Source organism: Mycobacterium sp. 94-17, assembly GCF_035617725.1.
Lineage (GTDB): Bacteria > Actinomycetota > Actinomycetes > Mycobacteriales > Mycobacteriaceae > Mycobacterium.
Genome location: NZ_JAPIYN010000012.1, coordinates 1 through 22,964, shown reverse-complemented (window position 1 = coordinate 22,964; position 22,964 = coordinate 1). Strand labels below are relative to the sequence as shown.

Genomic DNA, 22,964 nt, shown 5'->3' with positions numbered 1-22,964 from the left:
GTTAAGGGCCGGGGCTGAAATGGATCTGAAGAAAATGGACGGCTGACGGGCGAACCTCATCCGTCACAGCGGCCACTGGCGAAGGGCAACACCCTTGTGCCCGCCTCTGCGCGACAACGCGCGGCCGTCAAGGCGCGGAGCCGAGGTTGTCGCTCGAAAGCGGGCGATTGGCACATCCCTTCCGCCCTGTTGACTCAGCAGATGGCCGGCACGCCACCCGCCTTCAGGCTCGTTTCAGCACCTGCGCCGACAATGGGTGTATGAAGGATTGCCCCCGTGCGGATCGGTTCAGCGTCGGCACGCCGCGGGTGCTGGTCGTCGAGGACTCCGAGACCATCCGGGAGATGGTCGGCGAAGCGCTCGCCGACTTCGGCTATCACACCGACGCCCGCTGCGACGGCGACGGCCTGGAAGAAGCCCTCGACGGGATACGGCCCGACCTGGTGGTGCTCGACGTGATGCTGCCCGGGCGCGACGGGTTCGAGCTGATCGACGTTGTTCGCGAATGGGGCGACATCGGGATCGTGCTGATCACGGCGCGCGACGGGTTGCCGGATCGGCTGCGCGGGCTGGACGGCGGGGCCGACGACTACGTCATCAAGCCGTTCGAGCTGGCCGAACTGGTGTCGCGGGTCGGCGCGGTGCTGCGCCGTCGCGGACGGCTGTCCCAGGTGATTCAGGTCGGCGACGTCACGCTGGATCTCGGCGCCGGGGTGGCGGCGCGCCGCGGTCACCGGCTGGATCTGACCGCGACCGAGCTTCGGGTCCTGGCATTTCTGGTGGAACAGCGTGGACGGTTTGTCAGCGCGGGCCAGATCCTGAACGGGGTGTGGGGCTACGACGCCTACGACCCCAACCTGGTGCAGGTCCATGTGAGCGGGCTGCGGCGCAAACTCGAGGCGCACGGGCCGCGGATCCTGCACACCGTGCGCGGCATCGGCTACCGCCTGCAGGCCGAGCGATCATGACGGCCGCGCCGACGACGCCGACGCCGTCGCTGCAACGCCGCGTGACGCTGGTGGTGCTGGCGCTGCTGACCGTCTTGCTGGTGGTGCTCGGAGTCACCGTCGATATCACCATGGGTGTGCTGGCCCGGCGCAATCTGCACGATCGGCTACTGGCCGCGACCTCGCGCGCCGACGCGTTGAGCGCCGCGCACACCTCGCCCGACCTGCTCGCGGCCGAACTCAACGGCGGCGGCATCCGTGCGCTGGTCGTCACCGCCGACGGCTATGCCTATGGCGACCGCGGGATCAGTCCCGACGAGACCGGCGGGGAGGTCCAACCACCGCCGCCGCCGCCGTACCCGCCCCCGTACCCGCCCCCGCTCTATCCGCCCCCGCCCTATCCGCCCCCGCCCTATCCGCCCCCGCCCGTCCCTCCGCCGGATGCCAGCGCGACGGCGGTCGTGCACCCGCTGTCCGGCGGCGCCCGGGTGATCCTGGTCGCCGACACGACACAGGCCACCCAGGTCGCTCACCAGCTGCGCGCCCTGATGCTCGCGGCCGGGCTGGTGACCCTGCTCTTTGCCGCGCTGCTCCTGGTCGCGGTCAGCCGGGCCGCGCTGCGCCCGCTGGATCGGCTCACCGCGCTGGCCAACGCCATCACCACCGGGGACCGCGGCCGGCGGCTGCGTCCTGACCGGGCCGACACCGAACTGGGCCGCGCCGCAAGCGCTTTCGACAACATGCTGGACGCGCTGGAAGCGTCGGAGTTCCGGGCCCGGCACGCCGCCGACAGCGCGCGGCGCGCGGAGACGGCAACCCGGCGGTTCCTGGTCGACGCCGCGCACGAGTTGCGCACCCCGATCACCGGCGTCCAGGTCGCCGCCGAGCAGATCGCGCACACCGCCTCCGAGCACCGCGACGACGGGCAGTATCGGCGGGCCACCCTGTTGCTCTCCGACGCTCGCCGCGCCGGACGGCTCGTCTCCGACATGCTCGACCTGAGCCGTATCGACGCCGGGCTTGCGCTCGAGGTGCACGCCGTCGACGTGGCCGCCGTCCTCGGCGGTGAAGCGGACAGAGCGGCCATGCTGGCACCACACATCAGCGTCCGCCGCACCGGTTTGACCACGCTGACGGTCGACGCCGACGCGACCCGGCTGGCGCAGATCGTGTCCAACCTGCTCAACAACGCCCGCCGCTACACACCGGCAGGCGGGGCCATCGACGTCGACCTTCGCGCAACGGAGGGTCTCGCGGAAATCACCATCACCGACACCGGCCCGGGCATCCCGGATGACCAGCGGGACAACATCTTCGAGCGGCTGGTGCGACTGGATCCCGGCCGCGCCCGCGACCACGGCGGTGCTGGTCTGGGCCTGGCGATCGCGCGGGCTCTGGCGCGCGCCCACGGGGGCGAACTCGTGTGCCTGTCGCACCGCGGCGGCGCGCGATTCAGGCTCACCCTGCCGCGGGCCTGAGGCCGAACGGTGGCCGCCCACGCGGGCGGCCACCGACTCGACGCCGCTAATGCACCGACGGCATCAGAAGCCCGGCGGTGGCGGCGGTCCACCCGGAGGCGGCGGGCCCAACGGTCCACCCGGCGGCTGGGGCGGCCCCCAGGGTCCACCCGGCCCACCGGGCCCCGGTCCACCGGGCCCCGGTCCCCAGGGCTGGCCTGGCCCCGGCGGCGGTGGCGGGTCCGCGCTCGCCACCGCCGCACCGAAACCGGCCGCCGCAACCCCCAGGGCTCCCGCGATCAACGAACCAGCGATTACCTGCCTGATCTTCACTGGGCGTGTCCATCCTCTCTGTCGACGGTTCCTTCATCCGGTCGGCGCGAAATCGTCTGAATCGCACCGCGTTACCGGCCAGGGCGCCTTCTCGGCGTGGAGTCGAAGGCGATGCCACGACGGTAGCAAGCCGGCCTGAAGCGAACCTGAAGGTGCAGCGCCGGCCGCGATCGGCGCGTCAGCGCGGGGCAGCCCGTCGGTGCTCAGCCGATGGCGGCCGGTTCGGGGGAGGGCTCGTCTTCGGGGGAACGGTGGGCGCGGCGGTGGTGCCTGCGGAAGTGACGGATCTCGATGACCAGCCCCGTCAGACCCAGAGCGCTGGTGACCGCCGACACCAGATACAGCAGCGCGCTGATGTGACCGGCCAGCGCGTCACCGAGAACCACCACGGCGGTGGTGCCCGGCAGCAGCCCGACCAGCGTCGCCACCGCGTACGGCAGCACCCGCACACTCGACGCGCCCGCGGCGTAGTTGAGCGCCGAGAACGGCACCGCGGGAATCAGCCGCAGCGACAAGATGGCCAGCCAGCCCCGTTGGCGCAGGCGCTGTTCCACCGTGTCGAGCGATCGGTGGCGCACCAGCCGGTTCAACCGCCACCCGGCGGCGCGCACCAGCAGCATCGCGATCATCGCGCTCGCGGTGCTGGCGACCACCGCGATGGCGATGCCCAGCAGCGGGCCGAACAGCAGTCCCGCCGCCAGCGTGAACGCCGTGCGCGGAATGGGCACCACCGTCACCACGATGTGCGCGACCAGAAACGCCAACGGAAACCACGGCCCGACGGACTGCGCCCAGTCGCGCATCTGCACGGGCGACGGCAGCGGCAGCCACGACACCAGCACCACCAGCGCTGTGATGCCCACCACTGTCCAGACGATGCGCGAACGGGACACGCCACGCGCCGCGACGCCGATGGCGCCGCCGAGGTCGCGAAGCGCTTCGTTGATTCTGCTGGTGGCGGAACCCGTCACGCTTTCCCAGGGTACGGGGCGCGGATGAATATGCCGTTTCCCGGGGCTGGCGTTTCCGCGACAATCGGGCCCGCTGCCCGCACCTGGCGGTTTTCTGCGACGCGCTGTCATCAATTAGCCTCAATAGCCAAGTGGTATCCCCAGAGCTGTAGCCCAATTGCTGGGAAAAGGGAGCAATCGGTGTCCATTGATGTACCCGAGCTCGCCGACCTAGAACAGGTTCGCGGGCGGTGGCGCAGTGCGGTCGCCGGCGTGCTGGCCAAAAGCACCCGGCAAGACCCTGAGCAGTTGGGGGACGCGCCCGAGCGGCTGCTGGAAACCCCGACGTATGACGGGCTCGCGATCCGCGCGCTCTACACCGCCCTCGACGAGCTGCCCGAACCGCCGCTGCCCGGCCAATGGCCCTATGTCCGCGGCGGCGACGCGCTGCGGGACGTCAAATCCGGCTGGAAGGTCGCCGAGGCCTTCCCGGCCACCCCGGTGCCCGGCGTCGCGGCCAAGGACGTCAACTCCGCGGTGCTGGACGCGCTCGGCAACGGGGCCGGCGCCCTGGTCCTGCGGATCGGGGAATCAGGCCTGGCACCCGATCAGCTCCAGGAAGTGCTCGAGGGCGTCTACCTGAGCATGGCGCCGCTGATCCTGGAAGCCGGAGCCGACTACCCGGTGGCCGGCGAGGTGGCGCTTGCGCTGGCGGACGCCGTGGAACCCGATCAGCGCGCCACCCTGTCGATCGACCTGGGTGGTGACCCGCTGAGCGCGGCGCTCAGTGCACGACCCGCGCCGAAGATCGAGGACGTGGTCGCCATGGCCAAGCGGGCGGCCGGTCACACCGGCGTGCGCGCGATCACCGTCGACGGGCCCGCGTTCCACAACCTCGGTGCCAACGCGACATGGGAGCTCGCCGCCGGCGTCGCGGCCGCGGTGAGTTATCTGCGGGTGCTCACCGAGTCCGGCTTGTCGGTCGGCGAGGCGTTGCGGCAGATCAGCTTCCGGTTCGCCGCCGACGATGACCAGTTCATGACGATCGCGAAGTTCCGTGCCGCGCGCAATCTTTGGGCGCGAGTCGCCGAAGTCGTCGGCGATCCGGATGCCGGCGCGGCCGTGGTGCACGCGGAGACGTCGCTGCCGATGATGACCCAGCGCGACCCGTGGGTGAACATGTTGCGTTGCACGCTGGCCGCCTTCGGCGCCGGTGTCGGTGGCGCCGACTCTCTGCTGGTGTACCCGTTCGACATAGCGATCGATGGCGGATTCCCCGGCGTTGCAACGAATTTCACCCGGCGGATCGCGCGCAACACACAGCTGCTGCTGCTCGAAGAGTCGCATGTCGGTCGCGTGCTGGACCCGGCAGGCGGCGCGTGGTTCGTGGAGGACCTCACCGCCCGCCTGGCCGGGCGGGCCTGGGAGCAATTCCAGGCCATCGAGTCGCATGGCGGGTTCGGCCAGGCCCGCGACTTCGTCGCCGGCCAGATCGCGGAGGTGGCCGCACGCCGCAGCGACGACATCGCGCACCGCAGGACCGCGATCACCGGCATCAACGAGTTCCCCAACGGCGCCGAAGCGGCTCTGCCGCAGACGGACTCGGCGCATTCGCCGCTCGCGGCCGGCAACCTGATGCGGTACGCCGCAGGGTTCGAGGCGATGCGGGATCGGTCGGACGCCTACCTGGCCCGCACCGGATCGCGCCCCCAGGTGCTGTTGCTGCCGTTGGGCCCGTTGGCCGAGAACAACATTCGCGCAACCTTCGCCTCGAACCTGTTGGCTTCCGGCGGCCTCGAGACGATCAACCCGGGAACGGTCGACGCCGACGGTGTCGCCGCGGCGGTGGCCGATGCCGGCCCGGCGACGGTGGCGGTCATCTGCGGCACCGACAAGCGGTACCAGGATGAGGCCTCGAACGTCGTGCGGGCGGCGCGCGACGCGGGCGTCAAGCGGGTCTATCTGGCCGGGCCGGAAAAGGCCGTGGCCGGCGCCGAGCACCAACCGGACCAATTCCTGACCGCGAAAATCAATGCGGTCCAGGCTCTGTCGGATCTGCTGACAAGGCTGGGGGCGTAGCCACGATGACAACCACTGCACCTGCGGTTGGCAGCTTCGCCGATGTGCCGTTGCACAGCGAGCGGGCCATCGCACCGGCGACCGAGGCCGCCGTCGGGCAACACGTGGCCGCCGCCGCGGCCGCCCACTGGTACACGCCCGACCAACTGACTTGGCAGACACCCGAAGACATCAACGTCAAACCCGTCTACATCGGCGCAGACCGTGCGGCCGTGGAAGCCGACGGGTATCCGCTGCACAGTTTCCCCGGCGAACCACCGTTCCTGCGCGGACCATACCCGACGATGTATGTGAACCAGCCGTGGACCATTCGGCAGTACGCCGGTTTCTCCACCGCCGCGGAGTCCAACGCCTTCTACCGGCGCAACCTGGCCGCCGGCCAGAAGGGCCTGTCGGTGGCCTTCGACCTGGCCACCCACCGCGGATATGACTCCGATCATCCCCGCGTGCAGGGCGACGTCGGAATGGCCGGTGTGGCAATCGATTCCATCCTCGACATGCGTCAGCTGTTCGACGGCATCGACCTGTCGACGGTGTCGGTGTCGATGACGATGAACGGCGCGGTGCTGCCGATCCTGGCGCTGTACGTGGTGGCCGCCGAGGAGCAGGGCGTTCCGCCGGAGAAGCTGGCCGGCACCATTCAGAACGACATTCTCAAAGAGTTCATGGTGCGCAACACCTATATCTATCCGCCCAAGCCGTCGATGCGCATCATCTCCGACATCTTCGCCTACACCAGCGCGAAGATGCCGAAGTTCAACTCCATCTCCATCTCCGGGTATCACATCCAGGAAGCCGGTGCCACAGCCGATTTGGAGCTGGCCTACACGCTGGCCGACGGGGTCGACTACATCAAGGCCGGCCTGGACGCCGGGCTGGACATCGACAAGTTCGCGCCCCGGCTGTCCTTCTTCTGGGGCATCGGGATGAACTTCTTCATGGAGGTCGCCAAGCTGCGGGCGGGCAGGCTGTTGTGGAGCGAGCTGGTGTCCCAGTTCGGCCCGAAGAACGCCAAATCGCTATCGCTGCGCACACATTCGCAGACCTCCGGGTGGTCGCTGACCGCGCAGGACGCGTTCAACAACGTCGCGCGGACTTGCATCGAGGCGATGGCCGCGACGCAGGGGCACACGCAGTCGCTGCACACCAACGCGCTCGACGAGGCGCTGGCGCTGCCCACCGACTTCTCCGCCCGCATCGCCCGCAACACGCAGCTGGTGCTGCAGCAGGAGTCCGGCACCACGCGGCCGATCGACCCGTGGGGTGGCTCCTACTACGTCGAATGGCTGACCCACCAGCTCGCGCAGAAGGCCCGCGCCCACATCGCCGAGGTCGCCGAGCACGGCGGCATGGCGCAGGCGATCAGCGACGGCATCCCCAAGCTGCGCATCGAGGAGGCGGCCGCACGGACCCAGGCCCGCATCGACTCCGGGGTCCAGCCGGTGATCGGCGTCAACAAGTACCAGGTGGAGGAGGACCAGGAGGTCGAGGTTCTCAAGGTCGAGAACAGCCGGGTGCGCGCCGAGCAGCTGGCCAAGCTCAAGGACCTGCGGGAAAGCCGTGACCAGTCGGCGGTGGAAGCCGCGCTTGCGGAGCTTACGCGTGCCGCGGCCGCCCACGGTCGCGCTGGGGAGGACGGGCTGGGCAACAACTTGATGGCGCTGGCCATCGACGCGGCGCGGGCCAAGGCCACCGTCGGCGAGATCTCCGACGCGCTGGAGAAGGTGTATGGCCGTCACCAGGCGGAGATCCGTACCATCGCCGGGGTCTACCGCGACGAAGCCGGAAAGGCCGGAAACATGGCCAAAGCCACCGAACTCGTCAAGAAGTTCGCGGAAGCCGACGGTCGCCGCCCACGGATCCTGGTCGCCAAGATGGGCCAGGACGGCCACGACCGCGGGCAGAAGGTGATCGCGACGGCCTTCGCGGACATCGGATTCGACGTCGACGTCGGTTCGTTGTTCTCCACCCCCGAAGAGGTGGCCCGCCAGGCCGCCGACAACGACGTGCACGTGGTCGGGGTGTCCTCGCTGGCCGCCGGCCATCTGACGCTGGTGCCCGCGCTGCGCGAGGCGATGGCCGAAGTGGGGCGGCCCGACATCATGATCGTGGTCGGCGGTGTCATTCCGCCGGGCGACTTCGACGAGCTGTACGAGGCCGGGGCCGCCGCCATCTTCCCGCCCGGGACGGTGATCGCCGATGCCGCAATCGGCCTGCTGCACAAGCTCGCCGAGCGACTGGGTTACACACTCGACTAAATGGCTGACGATCTCTACCGCGAGCGTAAGCGGACTGCGGAATCGGCCGGGATTTTCCACAGTGTGCTTCCGCTCGCATGCCAGGGGAGCTGGACATGAGATCGGTGGAGCAGCTGGCCGAGGCGGTCCGCACCGGCGACCGCGCGGCGCTGCCGCGAGCCATCACGCTGCTGGAGTCCACCCGCGCCGACCATCGCGAGAGGGCACAGCAGCTCCTGCTGGCGCTGACGCCGGACGCCGGTAACGCGTATCGGGTCGGCATCACCGGAACCCCGGGCGTGGGCAAGTCCACCACCATCGAGGCCCTCGGCATGCGTCTGATCGAACTGGGCCATCGCGTGGCGGTGCTGGCCGTCGACCCGTCGTCGACCCGCACCGGCGGCTCGATCCTGGGCGACAAGACCCGGATGGCGCGCCTGGCGATGCATCCCGATGCCTACATCCGGCCGTCGCCGACCTCGGGCACCCTCGGCGGGGTGGCCAAGGCCACCCGCGAGACCGCGGTGCTGTTGGAGGCCGCCGGCTTCGACGTGATCCTGATCGAGACCGTCGGGGTCGGCCAGTCCGAGGTGACGGTGGCCAACATGGTCGACACCTTCGTCTTGCTGACCTTGGCGCGCGGCGGCGATCAGCTGCAGGGCATCAAAAAAGGTGTGCTGGAGCTGGCCGACATCGTCGTCGTCAATAAGGCCGACGGGGATCACCTCACCGAAGCCCGGTCGGCGGCGCGCGAGCTGTCCGGTGCGATCCGGTTGATATACCCCCGCGAAACACTATGGCGGCCACCGGTTCTCACGATGAGCGCGGTCGAGGGAACCGGCCTCGACGAACTGTGGGACACCATCGAACGTCATCGGCAGGTGCTCAGCGAGGCGGGGGAGTTGGAGGAGCGCCGCCGCGCCCAGCTCGTCGACTGGACCTGGCAGATGGTGCGCGACACTGTGCTGGACAGGGTGCTGTCCAATCCGGAGGTGCGCACGATGCGGGCCGACGTCGAACGCCGGGTCAAGGCGGGGGAACTGACCCCCGCGCTGGCCGCGCAACACATTTTGCAGGCAGCGTCAATTAACGGAAAGGTAACATAACTAGTGTTTGCCCACGACAGCTGTCAATTCGACGTAAATTCAGATTTGTGACGGGCGAAACCCGGGTCGATCTTCGTGCGGTCTCCTCGCGCGATGCCCACGGCACAGGGCATCGCGTGTCCGGCACGGCGGACCCCAATTTCTCTTGTGCCGCTCGCGCCTTCGCGACCACGTTCCCCGGGCACCGATTCGGCGGCGGGGCGCTGGCGGTCTATCTCGACGGCCAGCCCGTCGTGGACGTATGGACGGGCTGGTCGGACCGGCGGGGGCAGGTGCCGTGGCACGCCGACACCGCGCCCATGGTCTTCTCGGCGACCAAGGGAATGGCGTCCACCGTCATTCACCGGCTCGCCGATCGAGGGCTGATCGACTACGACGCTCCGGTCGCCGAGTATTGGCCCGAGTTCGGCGCCAACGGCAAGGCGGCCCTCACCGTCCGTGAGGTGATGCGACACCGGGCCGGCCTGTCCGGCTTGCGCGGCGCCACCAGGGAGGACCTGCTGGATCACCTCGGCATGGAGGAACGGCTCGCTGCGGCGGCCCCGGGGCGCCTGCTCGGCAAACCGGCCTACCACGCGCTGACCTACGGCTGGCTGATGTCCGGACTGGCCCGCGCGGTGACCGGACAGGGCATGCGCACGCTGATCCGCGAGGAGCTCGCCCAGCCGTTGGGCACCGACGGCTTGCACCTGGGCCGCCCACCCGCCAAAGCGCCGACGCGCGTCGCCGAGATCATCACGCCTCAATCCATGCCCGGCGTCCCGGCCGCCAACTACGCGGCGACCAAGCTCGCATCGCGGCTTTCCGGCGGCTTCCGCTCGATGTACTTCGACGGCATCATGGCCGCGGTTCAGGGCAAGATCCCGTTGCTGGACGCCGAGATGCCGGCCGCCAACGGTGTGGCGACCGCCCGCGCGCTGGCGCGGATGTACGGCGCGATCGCCAACGGCGGTGAAATCGACGGCACCCGGTTCCTGTCGCGCGACCTGGTCGCCGGGCTGACCGGCCGCAAGAGCCTCAAGCGAGACCGAAACATTGTGGTGCCGTTGGCATTTCACCTCGGCTACCACGCCCTGCCCATCGGCAACGTGATGCCCGGTTTCGGTCACGTCGGCATGGGCGGATCGTTCGGCTGGGCCGACCCGCAGACCGGAGTGGCGTTCGCATTCGTGCACAACCGGCTGCTCTCGCCGTTCCTGATGCTGGACCACAGCGGCGTGGCCACCCTGGGGAACCTGATCCGTCGGGGCGTCATGCTGGCCCGCAAACACGGCTTCCGGCCGGTGACCGCGTTCGGATCGCCGTACCCCGAGTCGGGAGCCGTCGCCGGCTGACCCGCGCGGCCGCTACAGGGACGGCCGCGGCAGGGGGAGCGGAAGCGGGGTCGTGATCGCGTCGTCGGCGTAGTCCTCGCTGCGCACGAAGGTACGGCCCAGCGGCTGCGGCTGGCGAGTTCGACGCAACCGGCTGACCGGGCGCGTGCGCACGATCTGCGGCCACCAGAACCAGCGCCCGAGCAGCGCGGCGATGGACGGGGTCATGAAGGCCCGCACGATCAAGGTGTCGAACAACAGACCCAGGCCGATGGTCGTGCCGACCTGACCGATGATGCGCAGGTCGCTGACCACCATCGAGGCCATCGTGAAGGCGAACACCAGGCCCGCGTTCGTCACGACCTTGCCGGTACTCGCTATCGCACGGATGATGCCGGTGTTGATGCCGCCGGCCACTTCCTCTTTCATTCGGGACACCAGTAGCAGGTTGTAGTCAGACCCGACCGCCAACAGGATGATGACCGACATCGGCAACACCATCCAGTGCAATTTGATGCCCAGAATGTATTGCCAGATCAGCACCGACAGCCCGAATGACGCGCCCAGCGAAAGGGCCACCGTGCCCACGATCACCAGCGAGGCCACGAAGCTTCGGGTGATCACCAGCATGATGATGAAAATGAGGCAGAGCGAACCGATTCCCGCGATCAATAGGTCGTACTTCGAACCGTCCCGGAAGTCCTTGAACGTGGATGCGGTGCCGGCAATGTAGATCTTGGAGTTCTCCAGAGGTGTCGTCTTGAGCGCCTCCTCGGCCGCCGACTTGATCTGGTCGATGCGCGCGATGCCCGCCACCGTCGCGGGGTCGCCCTTGTGCGAAATGATGAAGCGCGCGGCCTTTCCGTCCGGGGAAAGGAACGAATTCATCGCCCGCTTGAAGTCCGGGTTCTCGAAAACCTCCGGGGGCAGATAGAACGAGTCGTCATTCCTGGCCGCGTCGAACGCCTGCCCCATGGCGGTGACGTTCTGCGTCGAATCATCCGTTTCGCTGATGATCCCGGACATCGTGCTGTGCATCTTCAGCATCATCGTCCGCATGGTCTCCATGGTGGCGATGAGCGGCGGAAACGACTCGAGAAGCTGGGGCAACAAGATGTCCATCTTGTCGAGGTCTTTTACCATCTCATGGAGCTTGTCGGTTTCCTCGTCGACACCGTCGAGCAAGTCGAAAATGGACCTCAGCGAAAAGCAGATCGGGATGTCATAGCAGTGCTTCTCCCAGTAGAAGTAGCTCCTGATCGGCCGCCAGAAATCCTCGAAATCCGAGACGTGCCCCCGGAGGTCGTCGACGACGTCCGCCGTCTGCCTGGTCAGCACGATCGAGTTGTGGGTGATGCTGGTGATCTGCTTCTGCAGCTCGAACATGCGCTTCATGATGGCGATCTGCGTCGACAGGTCGTCCGCCTGTTTCAGCATGTCGTCGATACGCGGCTTCACGTACTTCATGTTTTGAACCTGCGCCGCGTTCTGCATGCTCAGCAGGAACGGTATCGAGGTGTGCTGGATCGGCGTCCCTTCGGGCCGCGTCACACCCTGCACCCGGGAAATCCCCGGGACCTTGAAGATCGACTTGGCCAGCTTGTGCAAGACCAGGAAGTCGGCCGGATTGCGCATGTCGTGATCGGATTCGATCATCAAGATTTCCGGCATCATTCGCGACTGGGAGAAGTGGCGATCGGCGGCCGCGTACCCCTTGTTGGCCGGGATGTCGGTGGGCATGTAGAGCCGGTCGTTGTAGCTCGTCTTGTAACCCGGCAGCGTCACCAGACCGACCAGCGCGATCGCGACTGTCGCGATGAGGATGGGCCCGGGCCAGCGCGCGATCGCGGTGCCGATCCGGCGCCACCGACCGACCCTGATCCGTCGCGTGGGATCGAACAGCCCGAAGCCGCTTCCGAGCGCGAGCACCGCCGGGACCAGCGTCAACGCGACGGCGACCGCGACGAACATGCCCACGGCGCAGGGAACGCCGATGGTCTGGAAGATCGGCATCCGGGTGAAGCTCAGGCACAACATCGCGCCGGCGATCGTCAACCCGGAACCCAGCACCACGGGGGTGACCCCGCGGAAGGTGGTGTAGTAGGCCGTCGCCGTGTCCTGGCCGGACTGCCGAGCTTCCTGATATCGGCCCAGGAAGAAGATGGCGTAGTCGGTTCCGGCCGCCATTGCGAGGGCGACGAGCAGGTTTGTGGCGAAGGTCGAGAGCACGAACATGTTGTGGTCGCCGAGAAATGCGACGATCCCCCGCGCGGCGAACAACTCGACCCCGACGGTGAGTAACAGCAGTACCACGGTGACGATCGAGCGGTACACGAAAAACAGCACCGTGAAGATGATGACGGCGCCAATCGCCGTCATCTTCAGAATCGATCGGTCACCGCTGCGCTGCATGTCCGTGATGAGCGCAGCCGGGCCGGTGACGTAGGCCTTGACACCTGGAGGCGGCGGCGTCCGGTCGATGATCTTGCGGACCGCGACGACGGAGTCCTGCCCCAGCGTCGTGCCCTGGTTGCCGGCCAGGTTCAACTGCGCATAGACGGCCTTGCCATCGGCGCTCTGGGCGCCCGACGCGGTGAGGCGGTCGCCCCACAGGTCCTGCACGTGTTCGACGTGCTTCGGGTCGGCCCTCAAGTCCTGGACCAGTCCGTCGTAGTACCTGTGCGCATCGTCCCCGAGTGGCTGCTGGCCCTCGATGACGAGCATGGCGAAACTGTCCGAATCGGACTCCTTGAAGTCCTTGCCCATGCGCTGCATGGCCTGCACGGCCGGCGCGTCCTGCGGAGCCAACGGAACGGAATGCTCCTGGCCGACGTGTTCCAGCGACGGAACCAAGAAGGTCACGGCCAGGGTCAGCGCCACCCAGCCCAGGATGATGAGCACCGAGAACCTGCGGATGCCCCGCGCCACCAGGGACGGCGCCTGACGGTGTTGGGTGCTCATGTGGCCTGCGATCGGCGCAAGGTGTGGGCGGTCACGGCGTGGTTATCCAATCCTGCCGCGATCGCTGTGTGCCACGATGTCTCCACGTTGCCAGCCCTGTCCTAAACCGAAGTTCGCCACTCAACGCTGCTGTTTCAGCAGCGCGCGTACCAACGGACGCGGAAGTTCTCCCGAGGGCTGCTGGAACGGGCTCACCGGCCGCGGTCGCACTCGTTGCGGCCACCAGAACCAGCGGCCCATCAACGCGGCGATCGACGGCGTCATGAACGCGCGCACCACCAACGTGTCGAACATCAGGCCCATCCCGATCGTCGTCCCCACCTGACCGATGGTGACCAAGTCGCTGACCACCATGGACGCCATGGTGAACGCGAACACCAGGCCGGCGTTCGTCACGACCTTGCCGGTGCCGCCCATCGCCCGGATGATGCCGGTGTTGATGCCGGCGTGGATTTCTTCTTTCATGCGGGAGACCAGCAGCAAGTTGTAGTCGGAACCCACTGCCAGCAGGACGATCACCGACATCGCCAGCACCACCCAGTGGATCTGGATGCCGAGGAGGTATTGCCAGACCAGAACAGACAGCCCGAAGGACGCGCCCAGCGACAGCAACACCGTGCCCACGATGACGAGCGCGGCGACAAAGCTGCGCGTCATCAGGAGCATGATGATGAAGATCAGGCAGAGCGCGGAGACTCCCGCGATCATCAGGTCGTATTTAGACCCGTCCACCATGTCTTTCACCATCGCCGCGGTGCCGGTGAGGTAGGTCTTCGAGTCTTCCAGCGGCGTGCCCTTGAGCGCCTCCTCCGCCGCGGTCTTGATCGCGTTGACCTGTTTGATGCCCTCAGGCGACGCGGGATCCTCCCGTTGCGAGATGAGGAACCGAACGTTCTTCCCGTCGGGGGACAGGAACACCTTCATGAGCCGCTTGAAGTCCTCGTTCTTGAAGACCTCCGGGGCGAGGTAGAAGGAATCGTCGTTCTTGGAATCGTCGAACGCCTTGCCCATGGCGGTCGAGTTGCCGCTCATGTTGTCCATCTGGCCCATGACACCGGCCATGGTGCTGTGCATGGTCAGCATCATCGTGCGGGTGCTCTGCATGGTCGCGATCATCGGCGGGAACTGGGTGAGCAGCTGCGGCATGAGCATGTCCAACTGGTCGAGGTCGGTCACCAGCAGGCGCAACTGATCACTCAGTTCGTCGACACCGTCGATGGAATCGAAGACGGATCGCAGCGAGAAGCAGATGGGGATGTCGTAGCAGTGCTTCTCCCAGTAGAAGTAGCTGCGGATCGGTCGCCACATGTCCTCGAAATCGGCGATGTGATTACGCAACTCGTCCGTGGTCTCCTCCAGTTCATGCGTCTTGCCGACCATGTCATGGGTCGTCGCGACGAGCTGCTGGATCAGGCCGTACATGTGCTGCATCAGGGCGATCATCTTCGCCAGGTCGTCGGCCTGCTTGAGCATGTCGTTCATGCGCTCTTGCTGGAACGGCAGGTTCTGTATCTGGCTGGCCTGGGACATGCTGAGCATGAACGGAATCGTGGTGTGTTCGATCGGGTTTCCGGAGGGTCGGGTGATGGCCTGCACCCTGGACACACCCGGAACGGCAAGGATCGCCTTGGCGAGCTTGTTCAACACCAGGAAATCTGCCGGATTGCGCAGATCATGGTCGGATTCGACCAACAGAATTTCCGGCGTCGCCATTGCCGACTGGGGGAAATGTCGCTGTGCGGCGTCATAGCCGAGATTGCCCGGGATGTCTTTCGGAATGTACTTCTGGTCGTTGAAGCTCGGTCGATAGCCCGGCAGTGTCAACAGCCCGATCAGCGCCGCGGCCAGCGTCGCAAGCAGGATGGGCACCGGCCACCGTACGATCGCCGTCCCTATCCTGCGCCAGCCGCGATCTCCGATCCTGCGCTTCGGCTCGAACAGACCGAATCGGCCTCCCACGGCGAGGGCCGCCGGAATGAGCGTGAGTGCGACGATCACCGCGACGGACACGCCGACGGCACAGGGGATGCCCAGGGGCTGGAAGTAGGGCAGACGGGTGAAGGTCAGGCAGAAAATCGCCCCGGCAATGGTCAAACCGGACGCCAGGACAACCTTGGCGACCCCGCGGTAGGTGGTGTAATAAGCCGTTTCGCGATCTTCGCCGGCCTGACGGGCCTCTTGATATCGCCCGATGAAAAAGATGCCGTAATCTGTTCCGGCCGCAATACCGATCGATGTAATCAGATTGACCACGTAGGTGGTAAGACCCACCGCGCCGTGATCGCCGAGAATCGCAACGATGCCCCGGGCCACCTGCAATTCGATCCCGACCATTATCAACAAGAGAATGACGGTCGTCACCGAGCGGTAGACCAGAAGCAACATGATGAAAATCACCGCGAGGCTCACGCCGGTGATCAAAATGACGGTCTTGTCGCCGCTGGTGGACATATCCGCGATAATCGCGGCCGGCCCGGTGACATAAGCCTTGACTCCGAGCGGCGGCGGTGTCCGCCCCACGATGTTGCGAACCGATTCGGTCGATTCGTTAGCCAGGGCCGAACCCGGCATGCCGGCGAGGCTTAATTGCACATAGGCGGCTTTGCCGTCCGCGCTTTGCGCCGCGGAGGCGGTGAGCGGATCGCCCCAGAAGTTTTGAATGTGCTTGACATGTTTGGTGTCGGCTTCGAGTTGGTGAATCAACCCGTCGTAGAATTTGTGCGCGTCATCGCCGAGGGTTTGTTGACCCTCCAATACGATCATCGCGACGCTGTCGGAGTTGCTTTCGTTGAAGTCCTGCCCCAGGCGTTTCATCGCCTTGAACGACGGCGCATCGGGCGCACTGAGCGATACCGAATGCTGCTTTTCGACCTTCTCCAGCGAGGGCACGGCGACGCTCAGGATGAAAGCGATCGCCAACCAGCCCAAGATGATCGGCACCGAGAATCGATGTATTGCCCGCGCCAGGAATGGTCGGGTGACGGGTTCGTTTTCCAACTGTTGGTAGCTCATGCGGCCTTCAATAGACAGAAGGTAAATGCGTTGGTTTCGTGGACGGTCTTTTCCGATTTCACTTCGCCGTCCACCACGATGCGGCAGCCGATGCTCGAACCATCGCTTTGCGCCACAATGTTCCCCACGAGTGCCGGAAGGGTTGTCGAGATGTCATACGACCACGGCAGCCGTGCTCCGTCAACATGTTGCGGATCGCCGTTGACGTCGAAATAGCTGATGCTGGCGGTGGACCCGGGCGGCCCGAACACCTCGTACACCAGGTGCTTGGGGTTGAACGGCTTGGCCTCGCCGGTCCTGGTGTCGGCGTAGCTGGTTCGTTTCTCGGTGCCGAAGATGCCGTGCAGTCGCGACACGGCAAAGCCGCCGGCGCCGATCACCATCAGGATGACGAGTGGGATCCACAGCCGTTTCAAGATTGTGAAAATGCCAACCCCCTGACGCCGACGATTCGTTGCGGATCCCGGCGGCGCCTGGGGTTCCGGTGCGGACCGACGAGCACGGCCCATCAGATTAGGTCGGCGAGCAGCCCCTTGGCTAACGTCTGGATCACCGGCGCCGTCAACTTCGGACCGGACTAACACATCGCGTTCGACCACCGCACCCCCTTCCATCCGCTTCCGCATCTGCTGTTACGTGAACTGCTCGAACATCTCACTACACATCGGCCGCGACACGCCATACGACAACCCTCGAATGCGGTGCGCGTGACGGTTAGCCACGCTGCGTTCACCTCATCCGAAAGGCGCCTGGGGAGGCGCAATCGATTTGGTGAGTAAACCATGCCGGTCGCATCCGTGTTGGCGCTTTGGTAAGCGAGATTGGATCGTAATCGATCCCGCGCGCGCGGAAGCAACGGTACCGACAGTCTCGTCCCAGCAAATCCTGCCACCTGCCGTTGTCCTCGGGCGGTGTGCAGCCGGGCCTGCACTGAAGCGGGCCCGGAAGAGGCGCGCCGTGTGTGCTCGCCTTGCCCGACTGGCCAGCACGTTCGCCTCGCTTGTCTGCATCCCCCCGAGCGAACGGTACACGTGCCAACGAGATCGGGTGGGGGCCGGTTCACGCCGTCCGGGCAGGCGGGCCGGCGGATCCGGGCTCCCCGAGCCGGGAAACCGCACGTCCGGCCGGTACTTGCTGCCTTGAGGGTGGGCCCGTTTCTGCGGAGCGACGCGGTGGGACCTCCGCGGCATCAGGCGTCCGCCGCGACCGCGTCAGGGACCCGCCGCTGTCGCCAGGAAATTTGCTCAAATCGCGTACAAACCAGGGGCCTCTGAACTACCGTTCGCAACGGTTTCACTCATCTCGCCTAGACGGTCTGGAGAACTTTTGAGCATCAATCCGTTCGACGACGACAGTGGCAGCTTTCTCGTCCTGATCAACGACGAGCAGCAGCACAGCCTGTGGCCGGCCTTCGCCGACGTTCCAGACGGATGGCGGGTGGTTCACGGCGAGACCGGCCGTACCGCTTGCCTTGACTACATCGAACAGAACTGGACCGACATACGGCCGAAGAGTCTGCGCGAGAGGCTGGCCGCGGGCCTGGCCTTTGATAACTGACGCGTGGCTTGGGGGAGTTCAAATGGAGCTTTTTAACCGGGCGCTTCCGCTGACGCGCGGGCAGTTAGACGTATGGCTCGCGCAGGAAACTGGCCATTCCGGTGCCGAGTGGCAACTCGGCCTATTCGTAAAAATTGACGGTCCAGTAGAAAGGGACCGCCTGGAGTGGGCGATTCGGCGCGCCGTGCGAGAGGCCGAACCCGTACGGGTCACGTTTTTCGAGCAGGATGGCCAGGTTTACCAGCGGACAGTTGATTATCCGAATGTCGAGCTGGCCTTTTATGACCTGAGTGAATCGCGCCAGCCCGTCAAAGAAGCGCGCTCCATTGCCGCATCGATCCAAAGTACGCCGATGCCGTTCGATGGGCCGTTGTTTAAATTCGCGCTGTTCCAAACCTGGCAGGATGAATATTATCTGTTCGCCGCCGGCCACCATATCGTCATCGACGGCTCCGGCATTGCGCTGGTCGGGCACCGGATCGCGACAATTTACTCCGCAATTGTATCGGGTGAGCCCATCCCGCAGGACTTCTTCGGCTCGTTACAGGACCTGATCGATTCCGAACGCGAATACGAAGCGTCCGGCGATTATTCCGAGGACGAGGCCTATTGGACTCGAAACCTGCCGACCAAGAGCACGCCGCTCGTTCAACTACCCCAGGACGAGGGCACGCAGGACCTGTATTGGCCTTCCGGACCGGTTCGATTGGACTCGACGGTGGTCCGCCGGGTCGAAGAGCTGGCCGAAAGCTGGGGCGTGCCCCGGCCGTCCGTCCTCGCCGCGGCGTGCGCACTTCTGGTGCGCGCCTGGTCCGCCGAGAACTCAGAAGTGGTGCTGGACTTCCCGGTCAGCAGGCGTGTGGTCCCGGACTCCAAGAGAATTCCCGGGATGTTCGCCGGGGTGGTGCCCCTGGTCCTGGACGTCTCGCCGGATTCCACCGTCGCCGATTTCTGTGCCTACGTCGACACACGGATCCGCGAACTGCTGCAGCACCAGCGATTCCCCGTGCACACCCTGGAACGCAAAGCCGGCCTGCGCGGCCTGGGGCAGCCGGCCGGGAGGGTGAGCGTCAACTTCCTGCCCTCGACGTTCACCGTGCAATTCGGCGGCGTCGCGGCGTCGGCGTCGTTGACCAGCGATGCCCTCATGGACGGCTTCGGACTGTACTTCTCCGGCGCCGGCGACCAGCTCTCGCTCAGCACATCCGGTGCCGGGCAACCGTTTTCGAATTTCGACGCGGAAGACATCGCGCGCCGGCTGCAGCGCGTCCTGGTCGCGATGACGTCCGATCCCGCGCGGCGTTTGTCGTCGATCGATCTGCTCGACGGCGGTGAGTCCGCCAGCCTGGACAGTTGGGGCAACCGGGCGGTGCTGACCGGGCACACCCCACCGGCCGTGTCGGTCCCGGCGGTGTTCGCCGAGCAGGTGGCGCGCGCCCCGGAGGCGACGGCACTGACATCCGGCGAGCGTTCGTGGACCTACCGCGAGCTGGATGAGGCGGCCAACCGCTTGGCGCACCTCCTGGCCGCCGAAGGGGCAGGACCCGGCGAGCGTGTGGCACTGCTGTTTTCGCGGAGCGCCGAGGCGATCGTGGCGATGGTGGCCGTGCTCAAGACCGGGGCCGCCTATCTGCCCATCGACCCGGCACACCCGGCCGGGCGCATCGAGTTCATGCTCTCCGACGCGGCGCCGATGGCCGCCATCACGACATCCGGGCTGGCCGACCGGCTCGAGGGGTTCGACCTGCCGGTCATCGACGTCGACGATCCCCGCATCGATGGCTACCCGTGCACGGACCTATCGGTGCCGGCACCCGATGACATCGCCTACATGATCTACACGTCGGGCACCACCGGTGTGCCCAAAGGCGTTGCCATCAGCCACTACAACATCACCCAGCTGATGGGATCGCTGAACCCGGACCTGGCGGCGCCGGGGCAGGTGTGGTCGCAGTGGCACTCGTACAGCTTCGACATCTCCGGCTGGGAGGTTTACGGTTCCCTGCTGCACGGCGGGCGCCTGGTGGTGATACCCGAGTCGGTCGCCAGCTCGCCGGACGCGTTCCATGCCCTGCTCATCGCCGAAAAGGTGAGCATCCTGTGCCAGACCCCTTCGGCGGCCGGGATGCTGTCGCCCGAAGGTCTGGACTCGGTGACCCTCCTGGTGGGCGGCGAGGCGTGCCCGCCCGACCTGGTCGACCGCTGGGCCCCCAGCACCGTGATGATCAACGAGTACGGCCCGACCGAGGCGACGATGTGGGTGGCTCTCAGCGCGCCGCTGACCGCGGGCTCAAGTGTGGTGCCGATCAGCCCGCCGGTGCCGGGGGCCGCGTTCTTCGTGCTGAACGGGTGGTTGCAACCGGTGCCGGCCGGCGTGGTCGGCGAGCTGTATTTGGCCGGTCCCCAGCTGGCCTACGGGTACGTGCGCCGGGCGGGGTTGACCGGCTCGCGATTCGTCGCCTGCCCCTTCGGGGGTCCCGGAGCGCGGATGTATCGCACCGGTGACCTGGTGTCCTGGAACGCCGACGGGCAGCTGATCTATTTGGGCCGTACCGACGAGCAGGTCAAGATCCGCGGGCATCGCATCGAGCTGGGCGAGGTGCAGGCCGCGCTGGCCGGGCTGGACGGTGTGGAGCAGGCGGCCGTGATCGCCCGCGAGGACCGCCCCGGGGACAAGCGCCTGGTGGGTTACGTCACCGGCGCCACGGACCCGGCCGGGCTCCGCAGCGCACTGGCCGAGCGGCTGCCTGGCTACATGGTTCCGTCGGTGGTGGTGGCGCTGGACGCGCTGCCGTTGACGGTCAACGGCAAGCTCGACAAACGCGCCCTGCCGGCCCCGGAGTATCAGGATTCCGATCGCTATCGCGCGCCGGCCACCCTCACCGAGGAGATCCTGGCCGGCATCTACGCCGACGTGCTTGGCGTGGAGCGGGTCGGCGTCGACGAGTCGTTCTTCGAGCTGGGCGGCGATTCGCTGCTGGCGATGCGGGTGATCGCGGCTGTCAACACCAGCCTGGATGCCGGGCTCGCGGTGCGCACCTTGTTCGAGGCGCCGTCGATCGCCGAGCTGGCGACCCGCGTCGGCGGGGAAGGCGGCCGGCTCGAGCCGTTGGTGCCCGTGGAGCGGCCCGAGGTGGTGCCGCTGTCGTTCGCCCAGAACCGGCTGTGGTTCCTCGACCAACTGCAGGGGCCGTCCTCCATCTACAACATGGCGGTGGCGTTGCGGCTCGGCGGGCGCGTCGACGAGGGCGCGTTGGGCGCGGCGCTGGCCGACGTGGTCGGCCGCCACGAAAGCCTGCGCACGCTGTACGCGGCGCCCGAAGGCATCCCGCAGCAGCTGATCGTTCCGGTCGAGCGCGCAGATTTCGGCTGGCAGATCGTTGATGCCACCGACTGGCCGGCAGGCCAACTGGAGCAGGCCATCGACGCCGCGGCCCGCTACACGTTCAACCTGGCGACCGAAATCCCCATGCGGGCAACACTATTCCGCGTCAGCGACGAGGAGCACGTGCTGGCGGCGGTGGTGCACCACATCGCGGCCGACGGCTGGTCGATCACCCCGCTGCTGCGCGACCTGAGTGTGGCCTACGCCAGCCGTAGTGCGGGGCAGGCGCCCGGCTGGGCCACCCTGCCTGTGCAATACATCGATTACACGCTGTGGCAGCGCGCGCAGTTCGGCGATCTCGACGACAGCGAGAGCCTCATCGCCACGCAGCTCGCCTACTGGCAGGACGCCCTCGCCGGGATGCCCGAGTGCCTGCAGCTGCCGACGGACCGGCCCTACCCGCCCGTCGCCGATGAGCGCGGCGCCAGCGTGGAGGTGAACTGGCCGGCGGAGCTGCAGCAGCGGATCGCCCGGGTGGCCCGCGAGCACAATGCGACCTGCTTCATGGTGATGCAGGCCGCGCTGGCGGTCCTGTTGGCCAAAGTCGGCGCCAGCGACGAGGTGGCCGTCGGCTTCCCGATCGCCGGGCGCAGCGACACGGCACTCGACGGGTTGGTCGGCTGCTTCGTCAACACCCTGGTGCTGCGCGTCGACGTCGACGGCGACCCCAGCGTCGGCGAGCTGCTGGGCCAGGTGCGGCGACAGAGCCTGGCCGCCTACGAGCACCAAGACGCGCCCTTTGAGGTCCTCGTCGACCGGCTCAACCCCACCCGCAGCCTGACCCACCACCCGCTGGTCCAGGTGTTGTTGGCGTGGCAGAACTTCCCAGGACAGATCAACGGTCCCACCGGCGGGCTGGCTTTGGGCGATCTCGAGGTCACCCAGCTGCCGGTGGACACCCAGACCGCCCGCATGGACCTGACTCTTTTCCTCGGGGAGCACTGGACCGCTGCCGGTGAGGCCGCCGGGATCAGTGGAACAGTCGAGTTCCGCACCGATGTGTTCGACGCCGCCACCATCGAGACGTTGTTGGAGCGGTTGCGGCGGGTGTTGATGGCGATGACGGCCGATCCTGGGCGGCGGTTGTCGTCGATCGGTCTGCTGGATGACGGTGAGCGGGCCCGTCTCGACGCGTGGGGTGGCCTGGCGTTGGATCGTCCGGTGTCGGCCGGGGCGTCGATTCCGGCGTTGTTCGCCGAGCAGGTGGCGCGTACGCCCGAGGCGCCGGCGTTGACGTGCGCGGGGCGGTCGTGGACGTATCGCGAGCTGGACGAGGCGTCCAACCGGTTTGCCCATCTGCTGGTGGCCCACGGCGCGGGGCCGGGGCAGTGTGTGGCGCTGCTGTTTTCGCGGTCGGCGGAGGCGATTGTGGCGATCCTGGGGGTGCTCAAGTCGGGGGCGGCGTATATGCCGATCGACCCGGGGCATCCGGCGGCGCGGGTCGGGTTCATGCTCGCGGATGCGGCGCCGGTGGCCGCGGTCAGCACCGCGGAGTTCGCCGACCGGTTCGCCGGGCATGACGTGGTGGTCCTCGACGTCACCGATCCCTTGGTGGATGCCCAGCCCAGTACCGGGTTGGCGGCGCCGGGCGCCGAGGACCTGGCGTATCTGATCTACACCTCGGGCA

General features: G+C 66.9%; 12 protein-coding genes. 8 read left to right on the top strand and 4 right to left on the bottom strand.

Translation table 11 applies throughout. The annotated features are described in order from the left end of the window. Positions 1–260 precede the first annotated feature (260 nt). Positions 261–968, top strand: coding sequence for a response regulator transcription factor (locus OQ789_RS15110; RefSeq protein ID WP_324686765.1), 708 nt, complete (start codon positions 261–263; stop codon positions 966–968). Next, complete coding sequence (locus OQ789_RS15105; protein WP_324686763.1) at positions 965–2,425, top strand: HAMP domain-containing sensor histidine kinase; 1,461 nt, start codon at positions 965–967, stop codon at positions 2,423–2,425. The genes OQ789_RS15110 and OQ789_RS15105 overlap by 4 nt, the downstream gene beginning before the upstream one ends. Positions 2,426–2,940: 515 nt before the next feature. Here OQ789_RS15105 and OQ789_RS15100 read toward each other — a convergent pair. Continuing rightward, on the bottom strand, positions 2,941–3,708 hold the full coding sequence (locus OQ789_RS15100) for a TVP38/TMEM64 family protein (RefSeq protein WP_324686762.1): 768 nt from the start codon (positions 3,706–3,708) through the stop codon (positions 2,941–2,943). 180 nt (positions 3,709–3,888) lie between these two features. Between OQ789_RS15100 and mutA the strand changes: the two genes are divergently transcribed. The 4 genes from mutA (at position 3,889) to OQ789_RS15080 (ending at position 10,443) form a co-directional block, all read left to right on the top strand. Next, positions 3,889–5,766 (top strand): methylmalonyl-CoA mutase small subunit, encoded by a 1,878-nt coding sequence (gene mutA / locus OQ789_RS15095; RefSeq protein WP_324686761.1) that lies wholly within the window; start codon positions 3,889–3,891, stop codon positions 5,764–5,766. Between the two features lie 5 nt (positions 5,767–5,771). Beyond that, complete coding sequence (gene scpA, locus OQ789_RS15090) at positions 5,772–8,024, top strand: methylmalonyl-CoA mutase (protein ID WP_324686760.1); 2,253 nt, start codon at positions 5,772–5,774, stop codon at positions 8,022–8,024. Between the two features lie 77 nt (positions 8,025–8,101). Then, complete coding sequence (gene meaB, locus OQ789_RS15085) at positions 8,102–9,109, top strand: methylmalonyl Co-A mutase-associated GTPase MeaB (RefSeq protein ID WP_324686759.1); 1,008 nt, start codon at positions 8,102–8,104, stop codon at positions 9,107–9,109. 47 nt (positions 9,110–9,156) lie between these two features. Next, a complete protein-coding gene (locus tag OQ789_RS15080) occupies positions 9,157–10,443 on the top strand; it encodes a serine hydrolase domain-containing protein (protein ID WP_324686758.1) in 1,287 nt (428 codons plus the stop codon). Positions 10,444–10,455: 12 nt separating this feature from the next. Here OQ789_RS15080 and OQ789_RS15075 read toward each other — a convergent pair whose 3' ends face one another. The 3 genes from OQ789_RS15075 to OQ789_RS15065 form a co-directional block, all read right to left on the bottom strand. Next, positions 10,456–13,383, bottom strand: coding sequence for an RND family transporter (locus OQ789_RS15075; protein ID WP_324686757.1), 2,928 nt, complete (start codon positions 13,381–13,383; stop codon positions 10,456–10,458). A 120-nt stretch (positions 13,384–13,503) separates the two neighbouring features. Further along, a complete protein-coding gene (locus tag OQ789_RS15070; protein WP_324686756.1) occupies positions 13,504–16,395 on the bottom strand; it encodes an RND family transporter in 2,892 nt (963 codons plus the stop codon). Then, entirely contained in the window at positions 16,392–16,778 is a 387-nt protein-coding gene (locus tag OQ789_RS15065; protein ID WP_420716125.1) for an MmpS family protein, read from the bottom strand. Before OQ789_RS15065 ends, OQ789_RS15070 begins: the two co-directional genes overlap by 4 nt. Positions 16,779–17,721: 943 nt before the next feature. Between OQ789_RS15065 and OQ789_RS15060 the strand changes: the two genes are divergently transcribed. Continuing rightward, on the top strand, positions 17,722–17,952 hold the full coding sequence (locus tag OQ789_RS15060; protein ID WP_324686755.1) for an MbtH family protein: 231 nt from the start codon (positions 17,722–17,724) through the stop codon (positions 17,950–17,952). A 22-nt stretch (positions 17,953–17,974) separates the two neighbouring features. Continuing rightward, on the top strand, positions 17,975–22,964 hold a 4,990-nt coding region (locus OQ789_RS15055; RefSeq protein WP_324686754.1), incomplete at its 3' end, for a non-ribosomal peptide synthetase.

What these genes read in the sequence shown, in the direction of transcription:
- OQ789_RS15110 (WP_324686765.1), top strand. Translation starts at nt 261, where the DNA reads ATGAAGGATTGCCCCCGTGCGGATCGGTTCAGCGTCGGCACGCCGCGG.
- OQ789_RS15105 (WP_324686763.1), top strand. Translation starts at nt 965, where the DNA reads ATGACGGCCGCGCCGACGACGCCGACGCCGTCGCTGCAACGCCGCGTG.
- scpA (WP_324686760.1), top strand. Translation starts at nt 5,772, where the DNA reads ATGACAACCACTGCACCTGCGGTTGGCAGCTTCGCCGATGTGCCGTTG.
- meaB (WP_324686759.1), top strand. Translation starts at nt 8,102, where the DNA reads ATGCCAGGGGAGCTGGACATGAGATCGGTGGAGCAGCTGGCCGAGGCG.
- OQ789_RS15075 (WP_324686757.1), bottom strand. Translation starts at nt 13,383, where the DNA reads ATGAGCACCCAACACCGTCAGGCGCCGTCCCTGGTGGCGCGGGGCATC.
- OQ789_RS15070 (WP_324686756.1), bottom strand. Translation starts at nt 16,395, where the DNA reads ATGAGCTACCAACAGTTGGAAAACGAACCCGTCACCCGACCATTCCTG.
- OQ789_RS15065 (WP_420716125.1), bottom strand. Translation starts at nt 16,778, where the DNA reads ATGGTGATCGGCGCCGGCGGCTTTGCCGTGTCGCGACTGCACGGCATC.